General features: G+C 70.8%; 22 protein-coding genes and 1 tRNA gene. 5 read left to right on the forward strand and 18 right to left on the reverse strand.

What is annotated here, in order from left to right:
- Positions 1–185 precede the first annotated feature (185 nt).
- Positions 186–257, reverse strand: a tRNA-Gln gene (locus PYV02_RS02915).
- Between the two features lie 80 nt (positions 258–337).
- Between PYV02_RS02915 and PYV02_RS02920 the strand changes: the two genes are divergently transcribed.
- Positions 338–838 carry a MarR family winged helix-turn-helix transcriptional regulator gene (locus PYV02_RS02920; protein WP_275756037.1) on the forward strand — a complete coding sequence of 167 codons (501 nt, stop codon included), beginning with the start codon at positions 338–340 and terminating at the stop codon, positions 836–838.
- 7 nt (positions 839–845) lie between these two features.
- Here PYV02_RS02920 and PYV02_RS02925 read toward each other — a convergent pair whose 3' ends face one another.
- The gene (locus tag PYV02_RS02925) at positions 846–1,481 is read right to left on the reverse strand and encodes a TMEM175 family protein (RefSeq protein WP_275756039.1); all 636 of its coding nucleotides are present in this window, start codon (positions 1,479–1,481) and stop codon (positions 846–848) included.
- A gap of 30 nt (positions 1,482–1,511) precedes the next feature.
- Between PYV02_RS02925 and PYV02_RS02930 the strand changes: the two genes are divergently transcribed.
- A complete protein-coding gene (locus PYV02_RS02930) occupies positions 1,512–2,750 on the forward strand; it encodes a cytochrome P450 (protein ID WP_275756041.1) in 1,239 nt (412 codons plus the stop codon).
- Here PYV02_RS02930 and PYV02_RS02935 read toward each other — a convergent pair.
- From PYV02_RS02935 to PYV02_RS02975, 9 genes are all read right to left on the reverse strand, one after another.
- Complete coding sequence (locus PYV02_RS02935; RefSeq protein WP_275756042.1) at positions 2,747–3,652, reverse strand: cation diffusion facilitator family transporter; 906 nt, start codon at positions 3,650–3,652, stop codon at positions 2,747–2,749. The genes PYV02_RS02930 and PYV02_RS02935 overlap by 4 nt on opposite strands.
- A 31-nt stretch (positions 3,653–3,683) precedes the next feature.
- On the reverse strand, positions 3,684–4,550 hold the full coding sequence (locus PYV02_RS02940; RefSeq protein WP_275756044.1) for an NAD-dependent epimerase/dehydratase family protein: 867 nt from the start codon (positions 4,548–4,550) through the stop codon (positions 3,684–3,686).
- Positions 4,547–6,022 (reverse strand): class I adenylate-forming enzyme family protein, encoded by a 1,476-nt coding sequence (locus tag PYV02_RS02945; protein ID WP_275756045.1) that lies wholly within the window; start codon positions 6,020–6,022, stop codon positions 4,547–4,549. Before PYV02_RS02945 ends, PYV02_RS02940 begins: the two co-directional genes overlap by 4 nt.
- A 193-nt stretch (positions 6,023–6,215) precedes the next feature.
- Positions 6,216–7,364, reverse strand: a complete 1,149-nt coding sequence (locus PYV02_RS02950; protein WP_275756047.1) for a cytochrome P450 — start codon at positions 7,362–7,364, stop codon at positions 6,216–6,218.
- On the reverse strand, positions 7,361–8,101 hold the full coding sequence (locus tag PYV02_RS02955) for a glycosyltransferase family 2 protein (RefSeq protein WP_275756049.1): 741 nt from the start codon (positions 8,099–8,101) through the stop codon (positions 7,361–7,363). The genes PYV02_RS02950 and PYV02_RS02955 overlap by 4 nt, the downstream gene beginning before the upstream one ends.
- The gene (locus PYV02_RS02960; RefSeq protein WP_275756051.1) at positions 8,098–9,105 is read right to left on the reverse strand and encodes a 3-oxoacyl-ACP synthase III family protein; all 1,008 of its coding nucleotides are present in this window, start codon (positions 9,103–9,105) and stop codon (positions 8,098–8,100) included. The genes PYV02_RS02955 and PYV02_RS02960 overlap by 4 nt, the downstream gene beginning before the upstream one ends.
- 10 nt (positions 9,106–9,115) lie before the next feature.
- Entirely contained in the window at positions 9,116–10,075 is a 960-nt protein-coding gene (locus PYV02_RS02965; RefSeq protein WP_275756053.1) for a permease prefix domain 1-containing protein, read from the reverse strand.
- A complete protein-coding gene (locus PYV02_RS02970) occupies positions 10,075–10,407 on the reverse strand; it encodes a PadR family transcriptional regulator (protein WP_275756055.1) in 333 nt (110 codons plus the stop codon). The genes PYV02_RS02965 and PYV02_RS02970 overlap by 1 nt, the downstream gene beginning before the upstream one ends.
- A gap of 52 nt (positions 10,408–10,459) precedes the next feature.
- Positions 10,460–12,235 (reverse strand): ABC-F family ATP-binding cassette domain-containing protein, encoded by a 1,776-nt coding sequence (locus tag PYV02_RS02975; protein ID WP_275756057.1) that lies wholly within the window; start codon positions 12,233–12,235, stop codon positions 10,460–10,462.
- Positions 12,236–12,259: 24 nt separating this feature from the next.
- Between PYV02_RS02975 and PYV02_RS02980 the strand changes: the two genes are divergently transcribed.
- Positions 12,260–12,745: an MOSC domain-containing protein gene (locus PYV02_RS02980; RefSeq protein WP_275756059.1), complete on the forward strand. Its 486-nt coding sequence runs from the start codon at positions 12,260–12,262 to the stop codon at positions 12,743–12,745.
- 130 nt (positions 12,746–12,875) lie between these two features.
- On the opposite strand, the gene PYV02_RS02985 is transcribed toward PYV02_RS02980, so the two are convergent.
- The 7 genes from PYV02_RS02985 to rsmI form a co-directional block, all read right to left on the reverse strand.
- Entirely contained in the window at positions 12,876–13,766 is an 891-nt protein-coding gene (locus tag PYV02_RS02985) for a hypothetical protein (protein ID WP_275756061.1), read from the reverse strand.
- Between the two features lie 143 nt (positions 13,767–13,909).
- On the reverse strand, positions 13,910–15,439 hold the full coding sequence (locus PYV02_RS02990; RefSeq protein WP_275756063.1) for a molybdopterin-dependent oxidoreductase: 1,530 nt from the start codon (positions 15,437–15,439) through the stop codon (positions 13,910–13,912).
- A 19-nt stretch (positions 15,440–15,458) separates the two neighbouring features.
- A complete protein-coding gene (locus PYV02_RS02995; RefSeq protein WP_275756065.1) occupies positions 15,459–16,394 on the reverse strand; it encodes a 4-(cytidine 5'-diphospho)-2-C-methyl-D-erythritol kinase in 936 nt (311 codons plus the stop codon).
- Positions 16,395–16,403: 9 nt separating this feature from the next.
- Positions 16,404–17,246 carry a 16S rRNA (adenine(1518)-N(6)/adenine(1519)-N(6))-dimethyltransferase RsmA gene (gene rsmA / locus PYV02_RS03000; protein ID WP_275756067.1) on the reverse strand — a complete coding sequence of 281 codons (843 nt, stop codon included), beginning with the start codon at positions 17,244–17,246 and terminating at the stop codon, positions 16,404–16,406.
- Positions 17,243–18,163 (reverse strand): TatD family hydrolase, encoded by a 921-nt coding sequence (locus PYV02_RS03005; RefSeq protein ID WP_275756069.1) that lies wholly within the window; start codon positions 18,161–18,163, stop codon positions 17,243–17,245. The genes rsmA and PYV02_RS03005 overlap by 4 nt, the downstream gene beginning before the upstream one ends.
- Complete coding sequence (gene metG, locus PYV02_RS03010; protein WP_275756071.1) at positions 18,160–19,719, reverse strand: methionine--tRNA ligase; 1,560 nt, start codon at positions 19,717–19,719, stop codon at positions 18,160–18,162. The genes PYV02_RS03005 and metG overlap by 4 nt, the downstream gene beginning before the upstream one ends.
- A gap of 66 nt (positions 19,720–19,785) precedes the next feature.
- Entirely contained in the window at positions 19,786–20,595 is an 810-nt protein-coding gene (rsmI, locus tag PYV02_RS03015) for a 16S rRNA (cytidine(1402)-2'-O)-methyltransferase (protein WP_275756073.1), read from the reverse strand.
- Positions 20,596–20,628: 33 nt separating this feature from the next.
- On the opposite strand from rsmI, the gene PYV02_RS03020 reads away from it, so the two are divergent.
- Both PYV02_RS03020 and PYV02_RS03025 read left to right on the forward strand, forming a co-directional pair.
- Positions 20,629–22,227: a dolichyl-phosphate-mannose--protein mannosyltransferase gene (locus tag PYV02_RS03020; protein WP_275756075.1), complete on the forward strand. Its 1,599-nt coding sequence runs from the start codon at positions 20,629–20,631 to the stop codon at positions 22,225–22,227.
- A 75-nt stretch (positions 22,228–22,302) separates the two neighbouring features.
- The gene (locus tag PYV02_RS03025; RefSeq protein ID WP_275756077.1) at positions 22,303–25,239 is read left to right on the forward strand and encodes an Ig-like domain-containing protein; all 2,937 of its coding nucleotides are present in this window, start codon (positions 22,303–22,305) and stop codon (positions 25,237–25,239) included.
- Positions 25,240–25,259 lie beyond the last annotated feature (20 nt).

Genomic DNA, 25,259 nt, shown 5'->3' on the forward strand with positions numbered 1-25,259 from the left:
TGTCTTTCTGTGTGAGTAGCTTTTGTCGGTTCTCACCTGACCATCGCACGATGGCTCACCACGTCCACGACGTGACACTCGAGCCCGAGAACTACACCACCCCATGGGACGTCACCCTTCCGGGGAACGCGGAGCGCTGAGCACGGGCTCGCCGTGACGCTCGCTCGGCCTCCCCCTCGACCGCGCTCCGCTCCCAGGATTCGAACCTGGACCTAACGGCTCCAAAGGCCGTCGTGCTGCCGTTACACCAAAGCGGATCGCCGGAATCGGCCCCTCAAGTCTGTCATGACCCGCAAGGGACGGACGGGCATCCAGCGCGCCGCGCCATAATGAACGGATGCTGCCCGCCCACGACGAAGTCGACCGAATCGTCGACTCCTGGTCGCGGGAGCGGCCCGACCTCGACTTCTCACCGCTGCAGGTGCTCAGCCGCGTCGGCAGGCTCGCGCGGCATCTGGAGCGTGCTCGACGCACGGCGTTCGCGGCATCCGACCTGGAGCTGTGGGAGTTCGACGTGCTCTCGGCGCTGCGCCGCGAGGGGGCGCCCTATCAGCTCTCCCCGAAAGCGCTGCTGCAGCAGACGCTCGTCTCGAGCGGCACGATGACCAACCGGATCGACCGGCTCGTGCAGCGGCGGCTCGTGGAACGGCGCACCGACCCGAACGACGGCCGGGGCATCCTCGTCGTGATGACCGAGCTCGGCCGCGAGCGCGTGGATGCCGCGATCAGCACCCTGCTGACCGCCGAGTCCGAGCTGCTCGCCCGCCTGTCGAGGGCGGACCAGGAGCGTCTGTCGAGCCTGCTGCGCAAGCTGAGCCTGGACTTCGACCGCGAATAGCGCCTCGTCAGGCCGCCTTCCGACTGCCGAATCGGCCCACGAAGAAGCTCACCGGGAAGAGCGCGAACCAGAAGTACATCGCGGCATCCCCCGACCAGAGCAGCGCGATCGGGATGCTCGCCCAGAACACCGCCGGCGTGCTGAGCAGATCGCGCACCACGTACCTGTAGACCGCGTCGCCGACCGCGGGGTCGAGCAGACCGGCTCTGTGCGCATAGACCCAGATCGCCAGCTGCATCATGCTGAGCGCACCGACCACGAACGCGTAGAGCACCACCGCGGGCACCTGCCCGCCGTACTCGGCGAGCAGGCTCGTGGGAAACGGCACGAACGCGACGAGGAACAGCAGGCCGAGGTTGATCCACAGCAGTGGGCCGTCGTGCCCCTTGATCACGCGGAACTTGCGATGGTGACCCAACCAGTTGAGCGCGATGATGACGAACGAGAGCGCGTACGCGAAGAAGTCCGGGAGCGCGTCCACGATCAGGTCCCACGCCGAGCCGTCACCACTGGATGGCCGCGGAAGGTCGAGCACGAGCAGGGTGATCGCGATCGCGAAGATCGCGTCGCTGAAGTACACCATGCGGTCGCTGTCGCCGCCGCGCGAGACCAGCCGCAGGTATCGTTCGCGCACCGTCTCCACGACGCACATGCTAGCCAGTAGATTGGCCCCGTGCCGGTAGCCGAGGACAAGACCGCCCCACGCCGCGAGCGCGTTCTGAACCCGCTCACCGACGGCATCGGGTCGAGCGCGAAAGCCCACGAGCATCGCCTCCTGAGCGCGGCCCGGCCCGCACTGCCGTATCTGAACTGGCTGGGCACCCTCGCGAGGCCCATCATGCGGGTGCCGGGCCTCGGCTGGATCACCGCGGACCCGCTCACGGCCCGCGCCGTGCTCAACGACCCCGACCACTTCACCCTGCTGAGCGAGGGCGGCGTCGGTCACCTCTGGGCGCAGATCCTCGGCGACTGGGTCTACGAGCTGTTCGACGGCCCCGGGCATTACGACCTGCGCACCCGCAGCCGCGAGCTGTTCACCGAGAAGACGAGCTTCGACTTCGTCGAGAAGGCGTGGGGTTCGCGCATCGAGGATGCCCGGCTGCGCTTCGACGCCGGCGAGGCGATCGACCTCGCCGACCTCTCCCGCATGCTCGTGGGGCAGATGGTGGTGGCACTGCTGGGCATGCCCGTGCCCGACACGGATGCCGCGTACCGGGAGATCTTCGCGACCGGTGAGGAACTGGCATCCACCGCCCTCGGCACCACGGCCGACACCGTGCTGCCGCCGCACAAGATCGCGCGCGCCCGGGAGATCGTGGAGCGTCTGACGGGGCACATCGATGCCGCGTTCGAGAGCGCGCCGACCGATACGATCATCGGCCGCTGCCGGGAGCTCGGGTTGAGCCTGCGCGAGACGAAGGGACTGTCGACGCTGCTCATGGTCGCGGGCACCGAGACGGCGGCCTCGGCGATGGCGCGCACGGCGGCGCTGCTCTACGACACGGGTGAGCAGCACCGACTCATCGAGCACCCCGACTACCTGGAGAGCGCCGTGCGGGAGGCGCTGCGCGTCACCTCCCCCGCCCCGATCATCGGCCGCTCCGTGCTCGCCGACCTCGAGATCGGCGGGCGCAGCCTGAAGGCCGGTGAACGCATCATCGTGCTCACCTGGACCGCCAACAACCTCGCCGGCGAGTACCGGGTGGACCGCGCCTACATTCCGCAGAACCGTCAGCTGTGGTTCGGCGCGGGACGGCACCTGTGCCTGGGTGGGCCGCTCGCGCGCGCCGAGCTCGGCAAGATCGTGCAACTGCTCATCGGCGACGGCCGGCCGTTCCGCGTGGTCTCGCGCCGCTATGGGCGACGGGTGCTGATTCCCGCCTACGAGAGTCTGGTGGTGCAGAAGGCCTAGTCGTGGGTGGGATGCTCGTGCTCGCCGTGCTCGGCCCGCTCGAGCTGGAACGTGGAGTGGTCGATCTGCACCGCGAAGTGTCCCGCCACGCACGATTGGAGATCGTCGAGCATCTTGGGGGCATGCCCGTCGTAGAAGCACTCGTCGTCCACGACGACGTGGGCGGTGAGCACGGGCATCCCGGTCGCGATCTGGCTGGCGTGCAGGTCGTGCACCGACTGCACGTGCGGCACCGCAAGGATGTGCTGGCGCACCGCCTCGAGATCGAGTCCCTTCGGCGTCGCCTCGAGCAGCACGTTCGTGGTGTCGCGCAGCAGCAGCACCGCCCGGGGCACGATGAGCACGCCGATGAGGATCGCGGCGATCGAGTCGGCATAGCCGAACCCGGTGAGGGCGATGACGATCGCCGCGACGATCACGGCGACCGAACCGAGGGCATCGTTGAGCACCTCGAGGAACGCGGCGCGCAGGTTGAGGTTGCGGTGGCGCCCGCCCATGAGCACCGCGAGGGATGCCACGTTCGCCAGCAACCCGATGACGCCGAAGATCACCAGCAGCCCGCCGTCGATCTCGGGCGGCGCGAACAGCCGCTGCACGGCCTCGATGACGACGAACACGCCGACCGCCAGCAGCACCGCCGCCTGTGCGGTCGCACCGAGCACCTCGGCGCGCATCCAGCCCCAGGTGCGGCGCGCGGTCGGCGGTCGTTCGGCGAGCGAGGCGGCGACGAGGGCGATCACGAGCCCGCCCGAGTCGGTGAGCATGTGGGCGGCGTCCACGAGCAGCGCGAGGCTGCCGGTGAGGATCGCACCGACGACCTCCGCGGCGAAAACGATGACCGTTATCGACAACGCGATGGCGATCCGCCCACGACCGGTCGGTGCCGCGTGATCGTGGGTCATCTCCGCCCATTCTCCCCCGGAGGGCGGGCAATCACCAAGCTTCGGCGCCCGTGAGCCTCGTCGGCCTCGGACGGTAGCCCAGCCGCTCGCGAGCGGCGGTGAGGTCGAGTGTGCGCTCCAACCCGAGCTGGCTGACCGCGTAGCGGGTCAGCCGCGGGCGGCGACCGCCCAGGCGCGCGGCGGCTTCGAGGGCGGCGGCGGCGGCGAACGCTGCGGGGTAGGGGATGCCGGTGAGCGCGACATCCGCTCGTCCCCGGCGACCGAGGAACTCGCGCAGCACCGCAGCCAGCAGCACCTCGGTGTCGTCACCGATGTTGTAGACGCCGGTCGGCGCCGTGAGGGCGAGTTCGACGGCGTCGACCAGGTTGTCGATGTGGGTGAGGGTGTGGCGCACCTCCGCGCCGGCGGGCAGCGCCAGTCGGTGACCGCGGATGCCGGCCAGGATGCGCGGCAGCAGGGTGCGGTCACCGGGGCCGTACACGGCGTGGGGTCGCAGGACCACGGCGTTCGCACCGACCTCGAGCTCGGCGCGGGTCTTCGTCTCCGCGTAGCTGCTCAGAAACCTCGTGACCGGCGCCGCGTTCTCACGCACCCGCACGTTCGGTGCGAACGCGTCGTAGACGCTCGCCGTGGAGATGTGCACGACCCGGGCTCCGGGAAAGCTCGCGACGACGTTGCGCGTGCCGATCACGTTGGACAGCATCGCCGCAGCGCGCGGCGCCCAGTCGTCGGCGAGCGCCGCGCTGTGCACGACGGCATCGGCCCGGCCGTCGATGGGCCCGCTCGTGATATCCCACTCCCGGCGCGTGTACGCCGTCACCTCGTGACCGCGCTCGGCGAGCGCGCGCGCGACGGCACCGCCGACAAACCCCGCCGCTCCCGTGACGGCCACCCTCATCGCAGCGCCTCCGCGAGGGCGGCGCGGTCGAGCTTGCCGCTGCGGCCCTTGCGCGGGAGCGCCTCGAGGCGCACGATGCGATCGGGCAGCACGGCGGCGTCGATGAGACCGGGCAGGGCGCCCGCGATGGATGCCTGGTCCGCCTCGCCGACGTAGGCGAGCACGATGGCGTCGTCGCCGATCTCGTTCGGCACACCCACGAGCGCGGCCTCGTCGACGCCGGCCAGCGATGCGATCACCGGCTCGTAGAGGCCCGGGTAGACGTTGGTGGTGCCGCGGATGAACATGTCCTTCGCGCGACCGGCGAGCACGAGGCGGCGGCCGTTCAGCCGGGCGAGGTCACCCGTCGCGAGCCGCTCGAGCGGGGGCTGACCGAGATAGCCGAGCGCGAGCCCCGGGCCGGCGAGCACGAGCTCGCCGTCGACGACCGTCGCTGCCACGGTGCGCATGAGTTCGCCGACGTCGTCGCCCGCACCGACGAACGCGAGCTTCGCGTCGCCGTCCGCGATCGCGACCGGGAGGATCTCGGTCATGCCGTAGATCGCTCGGATCGCAGCGCGGGGAAAGCGCGCCCTGGCGCGCTCGAGCAGGGGCCGCAGCACGGGGGCACCGCCGATCAGGAGCATGCGCAGGCGGGGAGCCGCGGCATCCATGCGCAGCAGGGCGTCGAGCGCGGCGGGCACCGCGAAGAGCACGTTCGCCTCGGCCAGCAGGGGCAGGTAGCGCTTCGGCCGGGCGCCCGGGTCGGCGCCCGTCGGCGGCAGCACCCAGTGCGCACCGCCGATGAGCGCCGGGATGCCGACCATCAGCTGATCGGTGAGCACGCGTTCCCCGGGCACGAACCCCACCGCCTCGGCGAAGTCGCCGAGCCCGGCGCCGAGCGAGGAGCGGGAGTGCACCACCGCCTTCGGCGCCTGCGTGGTGCCGCTCGTGAAGATGATCAGCGCCTCGCCGCGCGGGTCGCCGCGCAGCGCGCCCGCGGCGCCCCCGAGCAGTCGCCCCAGGCTCAGTGCCCCCTTCGGCACCCCCCGCAATCGGGGGCCGGCGACGATGTGCCTCGCGTGCGGCACGACGCTCGCGTAGTCGGGCAGCTCGAGACCGCGGCGTCGGGCGATGCCCCGCAGCGGGCCGGATGACGCGGCGTACAGCACCGCTTCGGCCGCCACCCACCGCGGATCCGCAAGCCCTGCCCGAGCCCGGAACATCGCCTCCCCCGCCCCCGGGTCGGCGAAGACGACCGTGCCGCCGGCGGCGATGATGCCGAGCGCGAGACAGATGCCGTCGAGACCCGGGCGCACCGAGAACAGCACCCGATCGCCCGGCACGAAGCCCTCGCGCTCGAGCGCGCCCGCCACGCCCAGCACCCGATCGCGCAGCCGACCGAAGCTCAGCGTGCGGCGACCGAGGGTCATCGCGGGCGCCTCAGGGGTGCGCTCGCACGCCTCCAACACGGCGCCCAGGATGTCGCTCATCGCGCCACTGCTCGGGCGGCGCCGGGCACGGCCCAAGGTGCGCCGGGGATGGTTCGGTCTGCGGCACTCCCATTGTGAAGGAACTCCTTCAGAACGGGAGTGCGGGCGACACTCCCATGGTGAAGGAGTTCCTTCAGAACGGGAGCGAAAGCGACGCATGACCCGACCTGCGCGATCCGGGAGGCGCGGTCGCTCACTGCGCGCTCCGAATCACCAGCGAGCGGTAGCCCGGAATGAGCACCCCGCGAGCGGGCGCCCGCGAGACGATCTCGAGCGGTCCGGCGGCCAGCAGCGCGCCAAGCGTGCCGCGGATCTGCGCCATCGCGAGCGGGGCGCCGAGGCAGAAGTGCGTGCCCGCGCCGAACCAGAGCTGCTTGAGCACCGCGGCCGCGTTCACGGACGGGTCGAAGTCGCCGAACGCGCGGTTCGCGGCGAAGGTCGCGAGAATCACCCGGTCGCCCGGGCGCACCGCGACGGCGCCGATCGTCGCGGGCGCGACCGCGCTGCGCAGCATCACGGGTGAGGGCGTGGTGACCCGCAGCCCCTCGGCGATGGCGGGTTCGACGAGCGCGGGGTCGGAGCTCAGCCGCGGCATCCAGCCCGAATCGACGAGCAGGGCGACGAGCCGCGGGATGTAGGAGACCAGCGTCTCGGTGCCGGTGAGCACGAAGGCGCCCACCGCACCCATCGCCTCGTCCTCCGTGAGGCCGAGCGAGCGCACGCGGCCCGGCACCGTGGACTCGTCGCCCGCCCCGTAGGCGGCGCGGGCGTGCACGGTGAGCTCGTCGAGGATCGCGCGCGCGGCCGCAGCCTGGGCGGGTGTGAGCCGCGGACGGGAGAGGCGCACGAACCGGGTGATCGAGGAGACGCGATCGAACAGCGCATCGTCCACCTCGCTGGGCGGCAGGCCGACGAGCTGAGCGATCATGGCGCTCGCGTTGCGCTTGGCCTCCGCGACCACGTCGACCGGCTCGCCGTCGACCAGCCGTGCGGTGAGCTGCGCGGCGGGCAGCGAGCGGGCGACCAGGGGCTCGACGTAGGCCGGGGCGAAGAGCGGGCCGAGCTTGCGACGCAGGGCGAGGTGGTCGGCGCCCTCCATGTTCAGCAGCACGGCGGGGCCGAGCACGGGCGTCCAGAGGTCGCTCGGCGCTCCCGGCCCGGTCTTCGAGAACGCGGCGGTGTTCATGAGCGTCGCCCGCAGCAGCTCGGCGTCGCGCACGAGCACCCCGAGCCCGGGCACGCGCTGCACGGGCGCTCGGGAGGCCTTGAGCAGAGGGTAGGCGATGGGATGCGCGGCTCGCATCACCCGCTCCTCCCACTCCCGCGCCAGGGCGACGTTCACCGGATGTCCACGTGCTCGGGCCGGTACGCGTGGTCCTTGTACCAGAGCAGGGTGTTCTTCAGTCCCCAGGCGTTCACGCGCCGCGAGGAGCCGTAGACCACGACATCCCGCCGCCTGGCGTAGCGGTCGGTGATGCGACGCACGGCGTTGACGAGCGCGCGGTCCTCGTGCAGGTCCTCGATCGCGGTGCGCGGAAAGCCGCCGGCGGCCTCGTAGAGCGCCGCCGTGATGCCTACGTTGCAGCCCGCCGCCATCATGTAGGGCCCGAGGTATTCGGCGGAGCGGTTGCCGGGACGGATGCGCCCGAACGCCTCCGCGAGCTCCACTGCGGCGCGCAGCAGCACCCGGCGACGCAGCGGCAGCCCCTCGTCGTGGCGCGGCACGAGCTCGCCGCCGACGAGCCCGAGTCCCTCGGTCGTCAGCGATCGGCGGATCGCGGCCGTCCAGTCGCGACGGGGCAGACAGTCGGCGTCGGTGCGAGCGAGCAGCGTCGCCCCCGCGGCGATGGCGGCGCGCATCCCGGTGTCCGCGGCCGCTCCCGTGCCCTTCTGCGGCTCAGGCACGATGCTCCAGCGCGGATGCCCGAACGCCCGGATCACGTCGGCCGAGGCATCCGTCGAACCGTTGTCGACGAAGATCACGTCGAAGTCGGCGTCGTGCTGCGCGGCCAGCGCCTCGAGCGTCGGGCGGATACCGGCGGCCTCGTTGTAGACCGGCACGACCACGAACAGACTCACAACCGCACCACCATGAGCCCCAGGCTGATGCCGCCGGCCAGCCCGATGAGCAGCACGAGGCTGCCCGGCGCGACCATCCCGCGCTCTCGCGCCCGCACCAGCTGCAGCGGCAGCGTGACGGAGGCGAGGTTGCCGTGGTCGGCGATCGTGATCACCGACTTGTCGTCGGCCACGCCGAGCCGCTCGAAGATCGGGGGCAGGTACGGCAGCGCCACCTGGTGGATCGCGACGAGATCGAAGTCGTCCCAGCTGAGGCCGTTCTTCTCGAGCAGCGCGAGCACGGGCTCCGGGCCGAGCTCGAGGAACGCCTGCTGCAGTCCGTGCCCGTCCATGTCGAAGTAGGCGTGCTCGATGCTGCGCGGGTTCATCGAGCCCCCGGTCGGCAGTGTGCCGATATGCCAGTGCTTCGAGACCGCGACGAAGCTCGAATCGAGGATGCCGATGCCCGCGTCATCCGTCGCCTCGAGGATCACCGCGGCGCCGCCGTCGCTCATCGTGTAGCCCGGGAACGAGCGGATGAACTGCTCGTGATCGCGCAGGCTCCACCGCACCCCGTGGCTCGGCTGCTCGCCGCTGGCGATGAGCACCCTGCGGTACTGACCGCTGCCGATCAGCGCCTCCGCGACCTGCATGGCGTTGATCACCGAGTTGCAGGCGTTCTTGATGTCCATCACCGGGCATTCGAAGCCGAGCTTGGCGGCGACGATGTGGCTCGTCGCCGGCTCGATGAGATCCTGACTGGCACTCGCGAAGATGAGCAGGTCCGGCGCACCGGGCGACTCCTCGAGGGCGAGCCGTGCCGCCGCGACGGCGAGGTCGGAGGTCTGCCACCCCTCGGGCCGCACGTGCACGCTGTCCACGCCGGTCAGGCGGTGGATCAGTCCGGTCGCGAGCTTGAGCCTCGGGTTCGATGTGCGCAGATCGCGTTCGGTCTGCACGGTCGTTCGGGTGCGCTCCGGAAGATAGACGCCGAGGCCTGCGATACGGGTCGAAGCGGAGTGCACGCGTGCGAGCCTACTGCCGGGTCGCGCGGTGAGCCTTCACGATGCCATCGGCGGAGTCCCCGATCCCACCGAGCACGAAGACCAGCGCCATCACGGGGGCGAGAATCGACGCGCCGATCTGGTCGGGCCATCCCAACCGGGAGAGGAATTCGGGGTTGAAGACGCGGTCGTTCAGCACGAGCCAGGCGGCGGGTGCGACGAAGGCCACGTTCAGCACCACGTTGATCGCCGCCATCGGCCAGGTCCACCTGCGAAGCGCGTAGAGCACGATCGCGAAGGCGAGCTCGAGGCCGATGAGCACGTAGACGTACGGGATCCAGAACGACCACAGCTCCGGCTGCAGCACCGGGATCGGGTCGCCCGCGGCATCCACGAACACGGACGACACCTGCTGCCAGACGAGCGCGCCGGCGAAGAACAGCAGGAACACGACGGAGGCGATCGCCTCGCCCAGCCCCGTGCGGGAGCGCGTGTCCGGCAGTTCGGGCAGGGCATCGAGTCGCCACTCGACGAACGGACCCTTACGGGGCTGGCCGGTGCGCTCGAGGATCGCGAACACGAGCGTGGTCCAGAACCCCAGATGCACCGCGATCGCGATCGCGGTCGCGACCGAACTGCCGATGACCTCCCCGATGCCGTCGCCGGCGATCGTTCGGGCGAGGATGATCGCGGCGACCGCGATGGGCAGCACGATCGCATAGAGCACCTTCAGCAGGCGCAGGTAGTCGAAGTAGTACCGGGGACCGATGAGCATGTTCGGCCGCTGCGCGTACGAGGCCGCGAGCCGATCGGGATCACCGAGCGCGAGCAGCGCTTCGCGCTCGGCGGTCACAGCATCGGCGCCGTCCGCGATGCGCGCCTCGATGTCGTCCGCGATGGATGCCCGGAGCTCGCGCTCGATGTCGGCGCGTTGATCCTGCGGTACAGCCCGGACGACGGCCCAGACATAGCGGTCGGTGAGCGTGGTCATCATGCCTTCCCTTCATCGAGGTTCATGATCGACTGGTGGAGGCTCCCCCAGTCCTTCAGCAGCACCGAGGCGAGCTCGTCGCCCGCGGCGCTCGTGCGGTAGAACTTGCGCGGCCTGGACTGATCGGTGTTCCAGTCGCTCTCGAGGTAGCCCTGGCTCTCGAGGCGGCGCAGCAGCGGGTAGAGCGTGTTCGCATCGACGGCGAAGCCCAACCCGGAGAGGCGCTCCAGCAGCGCGTAGCCGTAGTCGGGCGTGCGCAGCACGATCAGGCACGCGAGCACGACGGTGCCGCGCCGAAGCTCCTGCAGGTGTCCACTCGTCACGTCATCCACGAGGGACACGTTAGTGTGTGTCACACACCATTGTCAATCACACGAGTACGTGTCAGCCGTCGAGCAGTTCCGACAGCTCGAGCCACCTCACCTCGGCGTTCGCGAGCTCGCCTTCGAGGGCCGCGGTCTCCTCCATGAGCACCGAGAGTCCCGCGAAGTCGGACTGATCGGCGATCGCCATGCGCTCGTGCAGGCTCGCGATCGAGGCGCCGAGCTTGTCCATTTTGCGGGTGATGGCCGCGATCTCCTTCTGCGCGTTGCGCAGTTCGGCGCCCGCGAGTTTCGGCGTAGCGGCCGGTGCCGCCTTCGTCGCAGCACCCTTGAGCTGTCCGGCGCGCAGCTCCAAGTACTGGTCGACCCCGCGCGGCAGGTGCCGCAGGCCGCCATCGATCACCGCGTACTGCTGGTCGGTGACGCGCTCCACGAGGTACCGGTCGTGGCTGACGACCAGGAGGGTCCCGGGGAAGGAGTCGAGCAGATCCTCGATGGCGGCGAGCATGTCGGTGTCGAGATCGTTGGTCGGCTCATCCAGGATCAGCACGTTCGGCTCCGACAGCAGGATGAGCAGCAGCTGCAGGCGGCGTTTCTGCCCGCCCGAGAGGTCCTTGACCGGCGTGGAGAGCTGCGCGTTCGAGAAGCCGACCCGCTCGAGGAGCTGGCCCGGAGTCATCTCCTTGCCGCCCGCGACGTAGGTGCTGCGTTGGCGGCCGATCACCTCGCTCACCCGGTCGTTCCAGACGTCGGCGAGCTCGGAGAGCTGCTGGGTGAGCGTTGCGACCTTGATCGTCTTGCCGCGCTTGACCCGTCCGCTCGTCGGCTGCAGGGAGCCCGCGACGAGGGACAGCAGGGTGGACTTGCCTGCACCGTTCACCCCGAGGATGCCGGTGCGCTCGCCCGGCGCGATGCGCCACGTGACATCCCGCAGCACGCTCTTGTCGCCGTAGGAGACGCTCACGTTCTCGAGGTCGACCACGTCTTTGCCGAGACGCTGCATCGCCATCTGCGACAGCGACACGCTGTCGCGCACGGGCGGTTCGTTCTCGATGAGCTCGTTGGCGGCATCGATGCGGAACTTGGGCTTCGACGTGCGGGCCGGGGCGCCTCGGCGCAGCCACGCGAGCTCCTTGCGCATGAGGTTCTGCCGCTTGGACTCGGATGCCGCGGCCATGCGATCCCGCTCCACCCGCTGCAGGATGTAGGCCGCGTACCCGCCCTCGAAGGGCTCGATGAGGCGGTCGTGCACCTCCCACGTGGCCGTGCAGATCTCGTCGAGGAACCACCGGTCGTGGGTGACGACCACGAGCCCGCCGGAGCTCTGCGACCAGCGCCGCTTGAGGTGCCCGGCGAGCCAGGCGATGCCCTCGACATCGAGGTGGTTGGTGGGCTCGTCGAGGAAGATCACGTCCCAGTCGCCGATGAGCAGTGCGGCGAGCGCGACGCGGCGGCGCTGTCCGCCCGAGAGGTCGTCGACCTTCGCCTCCCACGGGATGTCCGCGATGAGGCCGGCGATGACATCCCGCACCTTCGGGTCGCCCGCCCAGACGTGCTCGTCGATGTCGCCGATGACCGTCTCGTGCACGGTCTTGCCGCTGGCGAGTTCGTCGGCCTGGTCGAGCATGCCGAGCGTGATGCCGCCGCGCCGGGTGACGCGTCCGTCGTCGGGCTCGAGCCGCCCGGCGAGCAGACGCAGCAGGGTGGACTTGCCGTCGCCGTTGCGGCCGACGATACCGATGCGATCCCCCTCGTCGAGGCCGATCGTGACCTTGTCGAAGATCACGCGGTTCGGGTATTCGAGGTGCAGCGCTTCAGCGCCGAGAAGGTGTGCCATCGCCCCCGAGCGTACCGTTGTTGCATGAACGTTCCCGTCGAGGTGGTGCACCTGCTCGCCTCGCCCCTGCATCGCTACGAGGGGCGGCCCGCCGATGGGCCGCGCGAGGCGACCGGCGCGGAGTCGCACGCGAGCGTCGAGGTGCGTGCCGGTCTCGGCATCGTCGGGGACCGCTACTTCGGCCACCGTGCGCACGTCACCAGCTCGGTGACCGTCTTCGCGATCGAGTCGCTCGAGCACGTCGAACGCGAGCTGGGCATGTCCCTCGACGTCGCGGACACCCGCCGCAACATCGTCACCCGCGGCCTCGACATCGACCGGATGCGCGGTGAGGAGTTCTGGATCGGCGACGTGCGGTTCCGCGCCCACCGGCCCGCGAATCCGTGCGCCTGGATGGATGCCGCGCTCGCCCCCGGCGCGCACCGTGCGCTGCGGGGCCGCGGCGGCATGCGCTGCGAACCCCTCACGGACGGCGTGCTGCACCTCGGCCCGACCCTCGCCCGCCTCTAGGACTCACACGCGACGCTGTTCTGACAGCCCCGGTGCCGCGGCCTCCCCTCCCCGAGTGCGCAGTTTCTGCGGGTCGTGGCCCTCCATACCCACAGCAACTGCACACTCGACGGCGCGTGGGGTGGAGGGCTCAGGGCCGGGGCGACTCAGCGAGGAGGGCTGTGAGTTCGCCCGCCAGGGAGCCGGGCCTGCGAAGCCGGGATGACGTCACCTCCAGCACGCGCCAGCCTGCCCGGATGAACAGCTCCCGCCGCGCGATGTCGGAGGCCACCGCGGGCTCATCCCGCCAGTGCGTGTGACCCTGGTACTCGATCGCGATGCGCTCGCGGGGATACGCGAGATCCGGCGTGCCGACGAACGCGCCAGCGTGGAACACCGTGTGGCCGATCAGCGGCTCGGGCAGCCCGGCTCGCACGATCGCCAGACGCAGGCGGGACTCCTGCGCGGAGTCGGTGCCGGCGCGCACGTCGGCGAGGGCGGCGCGGCACGCCCGGATGCCTCGTACGCTGGCGGCGGCATCCACCCTCTGCCGGAGCGTGCCCAGGTCGGTGAGCCGACCCTTGCGCCGCACAAGCGAGTCGCCGGCCACGACGAGTTCGTCGACGTCGAGCCACCGAGCCAGCTGCAGCCACACGGCATCCGGCGCCAGCACCGGCAGTCCCTCGCGCTGTCGGATGTCGAGCTCACCGAGACGATGTGCGCTCACACCCCGGCGACGCGGCTGGGTCGAACCGAGCGGAACCGACACGTCCAGCGGACGCGACGACAGCCGGGCGGGCAACGGAATGCCGTAGAGGAAGGCAGCGGTGACATGGCTGAACGCGAACCGGCCGGGCGCGATCGGCAGGTACGCGCGGCACCGGTCGAGCACATCGAGCGTCGGCGCGACCGAGCGCGCACCGCGAAACGGCGCGTCGAGGTCGGATGCCCGCAGCCGCCCGGCCGACACGCCCGCAGCTCGCGCCGCCACCACCGAGAACCGGTCCCCGAGCCGCGGGTCGAGCTCTGCGCGACGAGTCACGCGCCGATTCTCCAACGAGCCCGCGGCATCCCGCGGAATCGGCCCACAGTGCGCGTCGAGTGTGCGGTTCGTGTGGGTGCGCGGGCCCGACACCCGCAGAAACTGCACACTCGACGAATGAAGCGCGGGGTGGGGAGGGAGGGCTACCCGACGTTCACGGTGACGGTGTGCCAGCCCTCGGAGCCGTCCGGGGCGGGCGGCACGCGGTTGCCGGACTGGGTGTCGCCCTCCGCGTCGGTGGCGCGCACGGCGAGCACGTGGGCGCCGGGCGTGGCATCCCACTCGTAGACCCACTGCACCCAGGTGTCGCTGGAGATCGCCTCGGCCAGGCGCGCGGGCTGCCAGGGGCCCTCGTCGACGCGCACCTCGACGCCCTGGATGCCGCGATGCTGCGCCCAAGCGACCCCGGCCACCGCGACCTTTCCCGCGGTCACGGCGGCGCCGGAGCGCGGCACGTCGATGCGCGAGGCGGTCTTCACCGGCCCGTACGCGGACCAGCCGCGCGGCGTCCAGTACCCCTCGTCGTCCGCGAACGTGGTCACCTTCAGCTCGACCACCCACTTCGTGGCCGAGACGTAGCCGTAGAGGCCGGGCACGACCAGTCGCACCGGGAAGCCGTGGTCGACCGGCAGCGCCACGCCGTTCATGCCGACGGCGAGCAGGCTGTCCCGGTCCTCCTCGAGCAGCACCTCGAGCGGCGACCCGGCGGTGAAGCCGTCGATGCTGCGTGAAAGCACCATGTCCGCGCCCGGCAGCGGGCCGGCCTGCGCGAGCAGCTCGCGCACGGGCCAGCCGAGCCAGGTCGCGTTGCCGACCAGCCCGCCGCCGACCTCGTTCGAGACGCACATCAGCGTCACCGTCGCCTCGGTGAGCGGCTTGGCCAGCAGCTCGTCGAAGCCGATCTCGATCTCGCGCTCGACCATTCCGGTGACGCGCAGCCTCCAGGTCGCGGCATCCACCACCGGCACTTGCAGAGCGGTGTCGATGCGGTAGAACACGTCGTTGGCGGTCACCAGATCGGAGATGCCCGGGATGTCGAGCGCCGCCCCCGCAGGAATCGGCGCCGCCACGGTGGCCGGCTTCGGCAACACGATGGCGTCGCGCACGATGTCGACGGCCGTGGTCGCGGCGTTGATCGCGCGGCCGCCGATCGCCGCGAGCAGCCCGAGGGCGGCGGCGACACCGCCGAAGCGCAGGAAGTCCCGGCGATCGTAGCCATCGTTCGGCGACGCCGCCCAGGCGTCGAACCGCCGCCGCATCGCACGGAGCACGAGCAGGCCGACGACCACTCCGGCAGCGGTCGGGATCGCCCACGCGGGGTTGGCCCCGGCCCGCGTCACCGCGATGGTCCCCGCGACGAGTCCGACGAGCAGGAGCAGCAGCGAGCCCCACGGCCGGCGGCGCACCTCGAGCACACCGACTGCGGCGGCGAGCAGCAGCACCAGCAGCCCCAACCCGACGAACAGCGCGATCTTGTCGCCGGTGCCGAACAGCGCGATCGCGAAATCCTTGAACCACGCGGGCACGATGTCGACCACGAACGATCCGACGGCGAAGAGCGGACTGCTTCCGGGCGCGACCACCACCGCGACCGCCTCGGCGACCCCGAGCGTGACGAGCGCGGCGACGACGCCGACCACCGCCGACCAGATCAACCGCACGCGCGACGTCATGGGCGCGATCCTAGCCCGGTCAGTCGGTGATGAGCCTGGCACCGTGCACGGGTCCGGTGGCGCGCACGACGTTGAGCCGTGCGGCGCTGAGCGCGATCTGCAGCTCGAGCGCCGAGTCGAGGTCCGCGGCGAGGAAGGCGATGGTCGGTCCGGACCCCGAGACAAGACCGGCGAGCGCGCCGTTCTCCTCACCCAGCTGCAGCACGGCGGCGAGCGAGGGCCGCAGGTGCAGCGCGGGCGCCTGCAGGTCGTTGGAGAGGCACTCGGCGAGCATGTGCGGGTCGCCGGCGCGCAGCGCCTGCAGCACGTTCGCGTCGACGGAGGGCGCGATGGGCGCCGGGAAGATGTCCTGCGCGTGGCGATCGCGGTGCCGGTCGAGCTCCCGGTAGACCTCGGGGGTGGAGAGCCCGAAGTCCGCGATCGCGAGCACCCACTGGAACTGCCCCTTGGCCAGCGCCGGGCTCAGCTGGTCGCCGCGGCCGGTGCCGATCGCGGTGCCGCCGGTGAGGGCGAACGGCACGTCGGCACCGAGCTCCGCGGCGAGGTCGAGCATGTCTTCGCGGGGCAGGGCGGTGCCCCACAGGGCGTCGACGGCCAGCAGGGTGGCCGCGGCATCCGCCGACCCACCACCCATGCCGCCCGCGACGGGCACGTGCTTGGCGATGTCGAGGTGCGCGCCGCCGCGGTAGCCGGTGCGCCGGGCGAGGAGCCTCGCCGCCTTGATCGCGATGTTGGAGCCGTCGGTCGGCACCTGCGAGACATCGACCGAACCGCTCACCGCCACCGAGAAGTCGTCGGCGCCTCGAGCGCGCACGTCCTCGTAGAGCGAGACCGCCTGATACGCGCTCGCGACATCGTGGTAACCGTCGTCGAGCAGCGCACCGACCTTGAGGAAGACGTTGATCTTGCCCGGCGCCCGCGCGTGCACCGCGGTGGCGCCGGCCTCGGAGGTCATGAGACCAACCTAGCCGCGCGCGATGGCCAAGAAGTCCAACACCGTCAGTTCTTCGCCCCGTGCGGTCGGTGCGATGCCCGCCGCCTCCAGGCGCGCGGATGCCGCGGCCGAATCCCCGAGCGCGACCGACAGCGACTGGCGCAGCATCTTGCGCCGCTGCCCGAACGCGGCGTCCACCAGCGCGAAGGTCGCGACCCGCTCCGCCTCGGTGCCGGGCTGCTCGCGACGTTCGAAGCGCACCAGGATCGAATCGACGTTCGGCACCGGCCAGAACACCTGGCGGCTCACCTTGCCGGCGAGCGAGAACTCCCCGTACCAGGCGGCCTTGACGCTCGGGCTGCCGTAGACCTTGGAGCCCGGGCCGGCGGCGATGCGCTCCCCCACCTCGGCCTGCACCATCACGAGACCGCGCTGGATGCTCGGAAAATGCTCGAGGAAGTGCAGCAGCACCGGCACCGAGACGTTGTAGGGCAGGTTCGCGACGAGCACGGTCGGCTCGCCCGGCAGCTCGGCGATGCGCAGCGCGTCCGCGGTGAGCACCGTCAGCGGCGCGCCCGGCTGCAGCTGCGCGACGGTCAGCGGCAACTGGGCCGCGAGCCGGTCATCGATCTCCACGGCGACGACGGATGCCCCGACCTCGAGCAGTCCGAGCGTCAACGATCCCAGCCCCGGGCCGACCTCCACAACCGTCTCGCCCGCCGTGACCCCGGCGGACTTCACGATGCGCCGCACCGTGTTCGCGTCGATCACGAAGTTCTGCCCGAGCTTCTTCGTGGGGTTGACGCCGAGCAACTCGGCGAGGTCGCGGATCTCGGCGGGACCGAGCAACGCGCTGGAGCTGGGCCCGCTCACGCGAGTTCCGCGAAGGGGCCGGTCTGCTCCGGGTCCACCGGCTCGGAGTCCCACGTGCCGTAGACATCCTCGGTGTTCGAGGTGATTTGCGCCGCGAGCATCGACGCGTCGGTGCGCAGGTGCTCGGCCATGGCGCGCAACGTGTACGGGATGAGGTACGGCGAGTTCGGGCGACCGCGGAAGGGCTGCGGGGTGAGGAACGGGGCATCCGTCTCGATCAGGATGCGCGAGCGCGGGATCACCTCGAGCGCCTCGCGCAGGGCACCCGCGTTCTTGAACGTGACGGTGCCCGCGAAGGAGAGGTACCACCCGGCGTCGGCGACGAGCTTGGCGAACTCCGCATCGCCCGAGAAGCAGTGGAACACCGTCGTGTCGGGCGCCCCGACACGGTTCAGGGTCTCGACGACCTCGGCGTGGGCATCCCGGTCGTGGATCTGCATCGCGATGCCGTGCCGCTTGGCGATCTCGATGTGCGCCTCGAATGAGCGGTACTGCGCGGCGCGGCCATCGCCCTCGGCCGTGCGGTAGAAGTCGAGGCCCGTCTCGCCGACGGCGCGCACGCGCGGCAGACCGGCGAGCGCGTCGATCTCGGCGAGCTGGTCGTCGAGCAGCCCGGATGCCGCGAGCTTCGGCGCCTCGTTGGGGTGCAGCGCCACGGCCGCCAGCACCCGGGGTTCCCGCCCGGCGATCTCGGCGGACCAGCGCGAGGTCTCCAGGTCGGTGCCCACCTGCACGACGCCGCGCACGCCGACGCTGGAGGCACGGTCGAGGTGCTCGCGGTAATCGAGCGGGTTGTCGCCGTCCGCGAACTCGAGGTGCGCGTGATTGTCGTAGACGCCCACCGTGAGCGCCTCGGGCAGCGGCGGGTACTCGAGGTCTCCCCGACCCTCGGACTCGCGCTGCCGCAGGAAGGTCACGTGGTGGCGTCCTGTTCGATGCGCGGGAACAGCGGTGGCTCGAGGGCGCTGACGCGGGCGCCGCCCTGGAAGTCCCAGGCCGTCGTGATGGACTGCGACTCGACCTCTCCGGCGCCGCCGAGCGCCGCCCACAGCCGAGCGCTCGCCTTCGGCACCACGGGGGCCAGCAGCACGGCGAGCGCGCCGAGGCCGTGCACCGCGGTCGCGAGCACCTGTTCCAGTTGGGCGCGCTTGGCCTCGTCCTTGGCGAGCGCCCACGGCTCCTGCTCGGTGATGTAGAGATTGAGCGCGTCGACGAGCTCCCAGGCGGCGGAGAGCGCCTCGTGGATGGCGAACCGATCGATCGCGTCGTTCGCGGCGGCCACCACCCGCTTTTCGAGCGCACTGATCTTCGCGTCGCGCTCGGCGACCGGGATCGCACCGTCGAAGTAGCGTGCGACCATCGCGATCACGCGGGATGCGAGGTTGCCGAAGCCGTTCGCGAGCTCGGCGTTGTAGCGGGCGGAGAGGTCCTCCCAGCTGAACGAACCGTCCTGACCGAAGGCGATCGCCGACAGGAAGTAGTAGCGGAAGGCATCCGAACCGAAGGTGTCGGTGATCTGCTCGGGGGCGATGCCGGTGAGCTTGGACTTGGACATCTTCTCGCCGCCGACCAGCAGCCAGCCGTGGCCGAACACCGCGCGCGGCACCTCGAGGCCCGCGGCCATGAGCATGGCCGGCCAGATCACGGCGTGGAAGCGGGCGATGTCCTTGCCGACGAGCTGCACGGCCGGCCAGCGCCGCTCGAAGTTCTCGTCGTCGACGCCGTAGCCGATCGCGGTGATGTAGTTCAGCAGTGCGTCGAACCAGACGTAGACGACGTGGCTGTGGTCCCACGGCACCTGCACGCCCCAGTCGAAGCTCGACCGCGAGATCGAGAGGTCATCCAGGCCCTGCTTGACTAACTGCACGATCTCGTTGCGCACGCTGACGGGCTGCACGAAGTCGGGACGGGACTCGTAGAGATCCAGCAGGCGCTGTTCGAACGCGCTCATGCGGAAGAAGTAGTTCTTCTCCTTGAGGATCTCCACCGGCCGGCTGTGGATCTTGCAGATGTACTGCCCCGCGTAGTCGCCGTCTGGGGTCTCCAGCAGGTCGTCGAGCTGCTTGTACTCCTCGCAGCCCACGCAGTAGTAGCCCTCGTACTCCCCCGCATAGATGTGACCGTCGTCGTAGAGCTTCTGGATGAAGCGCTGCACGCCCTCTTCGTGACGGGGGTCGGTGGTGCGGATGAAGTCGTCGTTGCGGATGTCGATCGTCTTCAGCAGCGGCTTCCAGGCGGTCTCGACCAGCTGGTCGGCCCAGGCCTTCGGCGTGGTGTCGTTGGCGACCGCGGTGCGCAGGATCTTCTGGCCGTGCTCATCGGTGCCGGTGAGCAGCCAGGTGTCGTCGCCGCGCTGACGGTGCCAGCGGGCAAGCACGTCTGCCGCCACCTCCGTGTACGCGTGCCCGATGTGCGGCACGTCGTTGACGTAGAAGATGGGCGTCGCAATATAGAACGAGTCGGCGGCGGCCATGGGTTCAAGCGTACCGGGCGAGGCGCGACTGTTACCGCCGCACGGGCATCGGGGCATCGCGTGGTGTCAGCGTGCCGCGAGCGCACCCTCGTACAGCTCACGCCGGGAGAGGCCGGTCGCGTCCGCGACCTCCGCCGAGGCGTCCTTGAGCCTGGCACCCGCGGCGACCAGTTCCAGCACCCTCGCGATGCCGGTCGGCAGGTCGGATGCCACGACCTCCGCCCCCGCGACCACGACCACGATCTCGCCCCTGGCGCCGTCCGCGAACCGTGACGCGAGCTCGGCGGCGGAGCCCCGCACCACCTCCTCGTGCAGCTTGGTCAGCTCCCGGCAGACCGCCACCCGGCGTTCCGCGCCGAACGCCGCGGCGATGTCGGCGAGCGCGGCGCCGATGCGGTGCGGGGACTCGAAGAACACCAGGGTGCGCGGCTCGCGCGCGAGCGCACGGAGCGCGGGCAGGCGACCCTTGCGCGGCAGGAACCCCTCGAACACGAAGCGGTCGGTGGGCAGCCCCGAGACGGCGAGCGCGGTGAGCACGGCGCTGGGTCCCGGGATCGCCGAGACGGTGACGCCGGCGGCGACGGCGGCCGCGACGAGGGGGAATCCGGGATCGCTGATGGCGGGCATCCCGGCGTCGCTGAGCACCAGCACGTCGCCGGATCTGGCGAGCTCGACGATCTCGGCGGCCTTCTCGGTCTCGTTGTGCTCGTGCAGCGGGATGAGCCGCGGCCGGTTCTCGATGCCGAGAGCGCGCATGAGGTGGATGGTCGTGCGAGTGTCTTCGCTCGCGATCACCTCGGCATTGTTCAGCGCCTCGACGAGTCGCGGCGAGGCGTCGCCGAGGTTGCCGATCGGCGTCGCTGCGAGGATGATCACCTGCCCATCCTTGCAGCCGCATAACATGGCCGGGTGAGCAGCCGGCCCGAGTTCGACGAGCTCGTCGCGACCCGGGAGCCCGACGACGAGCCGACGGGGTCCGCGCTCGACCGCTGGTGGCAGTCTCGGACGCCGCGCGTGCGCACCGCGATCCGGTGGGGCGCGCCGGCGGCGGTTGTGAGCGTGGCGGCGATCACGCGATTGTGGGGGCTCGGGCATCCGGGCGAACTCGTCTTCGACGAGACCTTCTATGTGAAGGATGCCTGGACCCTCACTCAGCTCGGCTACGAGGCCGCGTGGCCCGCCGAGGCCGACGTGCGGTTCAACGCCGGCGAGACGGACTTCTTCCTGACGCAGGCCTCCTTCGTCGTGCATCCCCCGCTCGGCAAGTGGTTGATCGGACTCGGGATGCTCGCCTTCGGCCCCGACAACCCCGTCGGTTGGCGCATCGCGACGGCGCTGGCCGGCATCCTCGCGGTCGTGCTGCTCATGCTCGTGGCCAAGCGGCTCACCGGCTCGCTGCTGCTGGCGACGATCGGCGGCGCCCTGCTGGCGATCGACGGCAACGCGATCGTGATGAGCCGGGTCGCCCTGCTCGACAACTTCGCGATGCTGTTCACCCTGCTCGGCTTCGGCGCGGTGCTGCTCGATCGTCAGCAGAGTGCGACCAGACTGGCGCTGTGGATGTCGCGGGGCGGCGGCACCTGGGGTCCCGCCCTGTGGTGGCGGCCCTGGCTCGTCGCCGCGGGCGTCGCGTTCGGCGCGGCGGCCGCCGTCAAGTGGAACGGGCTCTACTTCCTCGCGGCGTTCGCGGTGTACACCCTCGTGGTGGATGCGCTCGCCCGGCGCCGGGCGGGCATCCCGTTCTGGCTGAGCGGCACCGTGCTCAAGCAGGCGCCCGTCACCTTCCTGCTCATGGTGCCGGTCGCGGTGCTGACCTATCTGTCGACGTGGACGGGATGGTTCCTCGGCGAGAACGGCTATCACCGGCAGTGGGCGGACCAGCCCGGCAATGCGTGGACCGGGGCGTTCGCGTGGGTGCCGCACGCGTTGCAGTCGCTGTGGCACTTCGAGGTGGCGGTGTACGACTATCACGTCGGCGAGAACCGCCCGCACCCCTACCAGGCCAACCCGTTGGGCTGGCTGCTGATGATCCGCCCGACGAGCATGTACTACCGCTCCATCGGCCAGGGCGAAGACGGCTGCGCGAGCTCGATGTGCGGCGAGTCCATCGCCGGCATCGCGAACCCCTTGATCTGGTGGGCGGCGACCGCGGCGGCCGTGTACCTGCTCGTGCGACTGGTGCGTCGCCGCGAGTGGCGTGTGGGTCTCGTGCTGATGGGCCTGGGTGCGGGCTACCTGCCGTGGCTGCTGTACCTGAACCGCACGGTGTTCCAGTTCTACACGATCGTCTTCGAGCCCTACCTGATCCTCGCCCTCGTGATCGCGATCGGCATCATTCTGGGCGGCCCGGGCGATCCGTCGTGGCGGCAGGTGAGCGGCATCCGCACCGTCGCGATCTTCCTCGGGATCGTGGCCCTGGTGAGCGCGTTCTTCTGGCCACTGTGGTCGGGGATGCTGGCCGACTACTGGTTCATCGCCGCCCACTGGTGGCTGCCGACCTGGCGCTAGAGCCGCGATCCCCCGACTGATATATTGTCGGGACCCGCACAGTCGCCGCATCATTTCCCCCGTATCGAGGCGCCGATGACCCGCTCCCGCGTACCCGCCGGCGTCGCCGCGGTCGGCATCGTCGCCGCGCTCGTGCTCGGCGGAGCGTTCGCGGCGAACGCCGTACCGCCCGCCGGACCGCCCGTCATCGATCCCGCGTTGAACGGGACCGCCCACCCTCAGTCGGCTCTCCCGCCCATCACGGGCACGACGCCGGACACCGACACCGAGGTGCAGGTGACGCTCACCCCGAGCGTCGGGGCGCCGATCGTCTGCGCGCCCGAGCAGACCTTCTCCGGCAACTCGTTCAGCGCGTGCGGCGCGGCCGTGATCCCCCCGGGCGTGTACACCGTCACGGCGGTCGGCGATCTCGTGCTCGACCCCGGGTACGACCCGAGCGGTGCGAGCGCGCCGGTGACCATCATCGTCTACGGCACCGATCCGGTGTCCGTCACGAGTTCGCCAGCGGCCAGCAGCGCCGACGCGACACCGTCGTTCGCCGGCACCGGTCCCGCGCTCGGCACGGTGACCGTCTCCGGCGACGGAGTGAACTGCTCGAGCGCGGTCGCCGCCGACGGGACCTGGGGCTGCACCTCCGGCGCGGTGGCCTCCGGAGGACCGTTCGCACCGACCGCCGACGGACTGGCCCACTCCGGCGCCGCGGTGGCGGGGGACATCGTCGCCGCCTTCTCCATCACGCCGCCGCCCGCGCCGGGCGTGGATCAGACTTTCTCCCCGTGGCGCACCGGTCAGGCTACCCGCGACGTGCAGGGCAACAAGGACGTGGACATCGACTACATCCAGGTGTACGTCTCCACGAACGGGGGTCCCGCGCTGCCGTACTGCCAGGCGACCGACGTGCTCGGCGCGTCGATCTGGTATTGCGATCCTCCGTTCGGCACGCTCGGAGCGGGTTCGAACGAGCTCACGGCGATCGGTTCGAACGAGGCGGACGAGTTCTCGGCCGCCGGAAGCCCGGCGACGATCCAGCGCGTGGCCGCGCCGACGATCGCCGCTCCGGCGGACGGCGCCTTCACGAACGACGCCACCCCGACGTTCTCGGGCACGACCGACCCGGCCGCGGCCACGGCCACCGTCTACGACATCGTCGGAACGAATTCGATCTGCTTCGACAACACCCTGGTCGGCGGCGCCTATGCGTGCACCTCCGCCCCCCTCGCCGACGGTGCCTACCAGTACTTCGTCTACGCCGACGGCGACGAGGTCTCATCGGCACCGCGCACCCTCACGATCGATACGGTCGCCCCGGCCGGCCCCGTCATCACGGGGCCGGGTTCGACCACCACCAGCACGCACCCGGTGATCACGGGCACCGCGGAGCCCTTCGCGACGATCGTCGTCTACCGCGATGGGATGCCCGCCGCCTGCCAGGAGGGCACGGTCACCGCGAACTCCGCCGGGGCCTGGTCGTGCACCTCGAGCGCCGCGCTGGCCGTGGGAGGCACCTTCGCGTTCGGCGCGCTGCAGGTGGACCGCGCCGGCAACGCCTCGACCGCCGGCGTGCCCCCAGCCCAGCTCGCGGTCACCGTCGTACCCCCCTCAGCGACGCCGAGTCCGGTCACGACGCCCGCGCCGCGGGTGTTCCTGCCCTGGACGTTCCAGTTCACCGCGGCCGGCGACGAGTTCGCACCCGGTGACACCACGCGCCTGACCGGCTCCGGCCTGCCCGCCGGGGCGAGTGTCGAGATCGAGTTCCACTCCACCCCGGTGAAGGTCGGCACGACCACCGTGGCCGACGACGGCACCTTCGACGTGCTCGTGACGATCCCGCAGGACGCCGAGCCCGGGGCGCACCGCTTCGTGGTGCTCGTCACCCCGGTCGAGGGCCTGCCCTCCGTGCAGGAGCGCGCGGTGATGGTCGTGCTGCCGACGCGTGCGATCGAGACGCCCGCCGAGGCGGCGACCGCGCATGCCGCGGAGAGCGGCGGAGCGGCCGGCGACCGCTCGAACCCGGCCGCTCCGAGCGGTCTCACCGGCACCATCCGCACCCTCGGCAGCATCCTCGCCAACCCCGTGATCATCGGCACGGCCGCGCTCTCCGGGCTCGCGCTGCTGCTGCTCGTCGCGTTCCCGGCCGAGCTGCTGAACTCCACGATCTCGGAGCAGTACCAGCGCTTCACCCGGCGCGTTCCCCGGCTCACCGCGCTCGAGCGGTTCACGAACTGGCTGGAACGCGTGCCGTGGCTCGGCGCCCTGCTGATCACGGCGATCGCCGCCGTCATCTTCGGCTTCGCCGATCCGGGCTTCGGCTTCGACGTGACCTCGCTGCGCGTGGTACTGGCGTGTGCGATCGCGCTCTTCATCGTCGGCTACCTCGCGAGCGCGATCTCGGGCGCCATCGTCCGGGGGCGCTGGCATCTGGGCACCACCATGGAGCTCAAGCCCCTGGGCCTCGTGCTCACCGTGGTGGGCGTGGTGCTCTCGCGCCTGCTCGACTTCTCACCGGGCTTCCTGATCGGCCTGCTGCTGGGGATCGGGCTCATCGGTCGCACGAGTGCCGCCGAACGCGCCAAGGCGACCCTCGTGCAGGCGGGCGTCGTCTTCACGTTGGCCATGCTCGGCTGGATCGGGTACAGCCTGCTGATGGCCGGCGGCCCGCCCGAGACCTTCACCTCCGCACTGCTCGTGGACACGCTCGTCGCCGTCACGACCGAGGGTCTCACGACCCTGTTCGTCGGTCTACTGCCGTTGCGCATGCTCGACGGCTCCACGGTCTTCGAGCACTCGAAGCTCGCGTGGGCTGCGGCGTACACGATCACGGCGGCAGCCTTCGTGTTGATCGTGGTGCCATCGGCCTGGGGCGAACTCGACGGCTCATTGTGGACCTGGATCGTCGTGCTCGGCGGATTCGCGATCGTCGCGGTCGGTCTCTACCTCTACTTCCGGTTCGTGGCGCCCGCGCCGGAGGAACACGAGGCCAAGATCGCCGGGGCCGTGGAATCCCGCCACTGACCCGTGCGACGCCGCGTTAC

It is taken from the genome of Antiquaquibacter metalliresistens (assembly GCF_029211225.1).
Classification (GTDB): Bacteria; Actinomycetota; Actinomycetes; order Actinomycetales; family Microbacteriaceae; genus Rhodoglobus; species Rhodoglobus metalliresistens.

Coding starts and splice junctions, on each gene's coding strand:
- PYV02_RS02920 (WP_275756037.1), top strand. CDS start 338: ATGCTGCCCGCCCACGACGAAGTCGACCGAATCGTCGACTCCTGGTCG.
- PYV02_RS02935 (WP_275756042.1), bottom strand. CDS start 3,652: ATGACCCACGATCACGCGGCACCGACCGGTCGTGGGCGGATCGCCATC.
- PYV02_RS02940 (WP_275756044.1), bottom strand. CDS start 4,550: ATGAGGGTGGCCGTCACGGGAGCGGCGGGGTTTGTCGGCGGTGCCGTC.
- PYV02_RS02945 (WP_275756045.1), bottom strand. CDS start 6,022: ATGAGCGACATCCTGGGCGCCGTGTTGGAGGCGTGCGAGCGCACCCCT.
- PYV02_RS02965 (WP_275756053.1), bottom strand. CDS start 10,075: ATGACCACGCTCACCGACCGCTATGTCTGGGCCGTCGTCCGGGCTGTA.
- PYV02_RS02975 (WP_275756057.1), bottom strand. CDS start 12,235: ATGGCACACCTTCTCGGCGCTGAAGCGCTGCACCTCGAATACCCGAAC.
- PYV02_RS02980 (WP_275756059.1), top strand. CDS start 12,260: ATGAACGTTCCCGTCGAGGTGGTGCACCTGCTCGCCTCGCCCCTGCAT.
- PYV02_RS02990 (WP_275756063.1), bottom strand. CDS start 15,439: ATGACGTCGCGCGTGCGGTTGATCTGGTCGGCGGTGGTCGGCGTCGTC.
- PYV02_RS02995 (WP_275756065.1), bottom strand. CDS start 16,394: ATGACCTCCGAGGCCGGCGCCACCGCGGTGCACGCGCGGGCGCCGGGC.
- metG (WP_275756071.1), bottom strand. CDS start 19,719: ATGGCCGCCGCCGACTCGTTCTATATTGCGACGCCCATCTTCTACGTC.
- PYV02_RS03025 (WP_275756077.1), top strand. CDS start 22,303: ATGACCCGCTCCCGCGTACCCGCCGGCGTCGCCGCGGTCGGCATCGTC.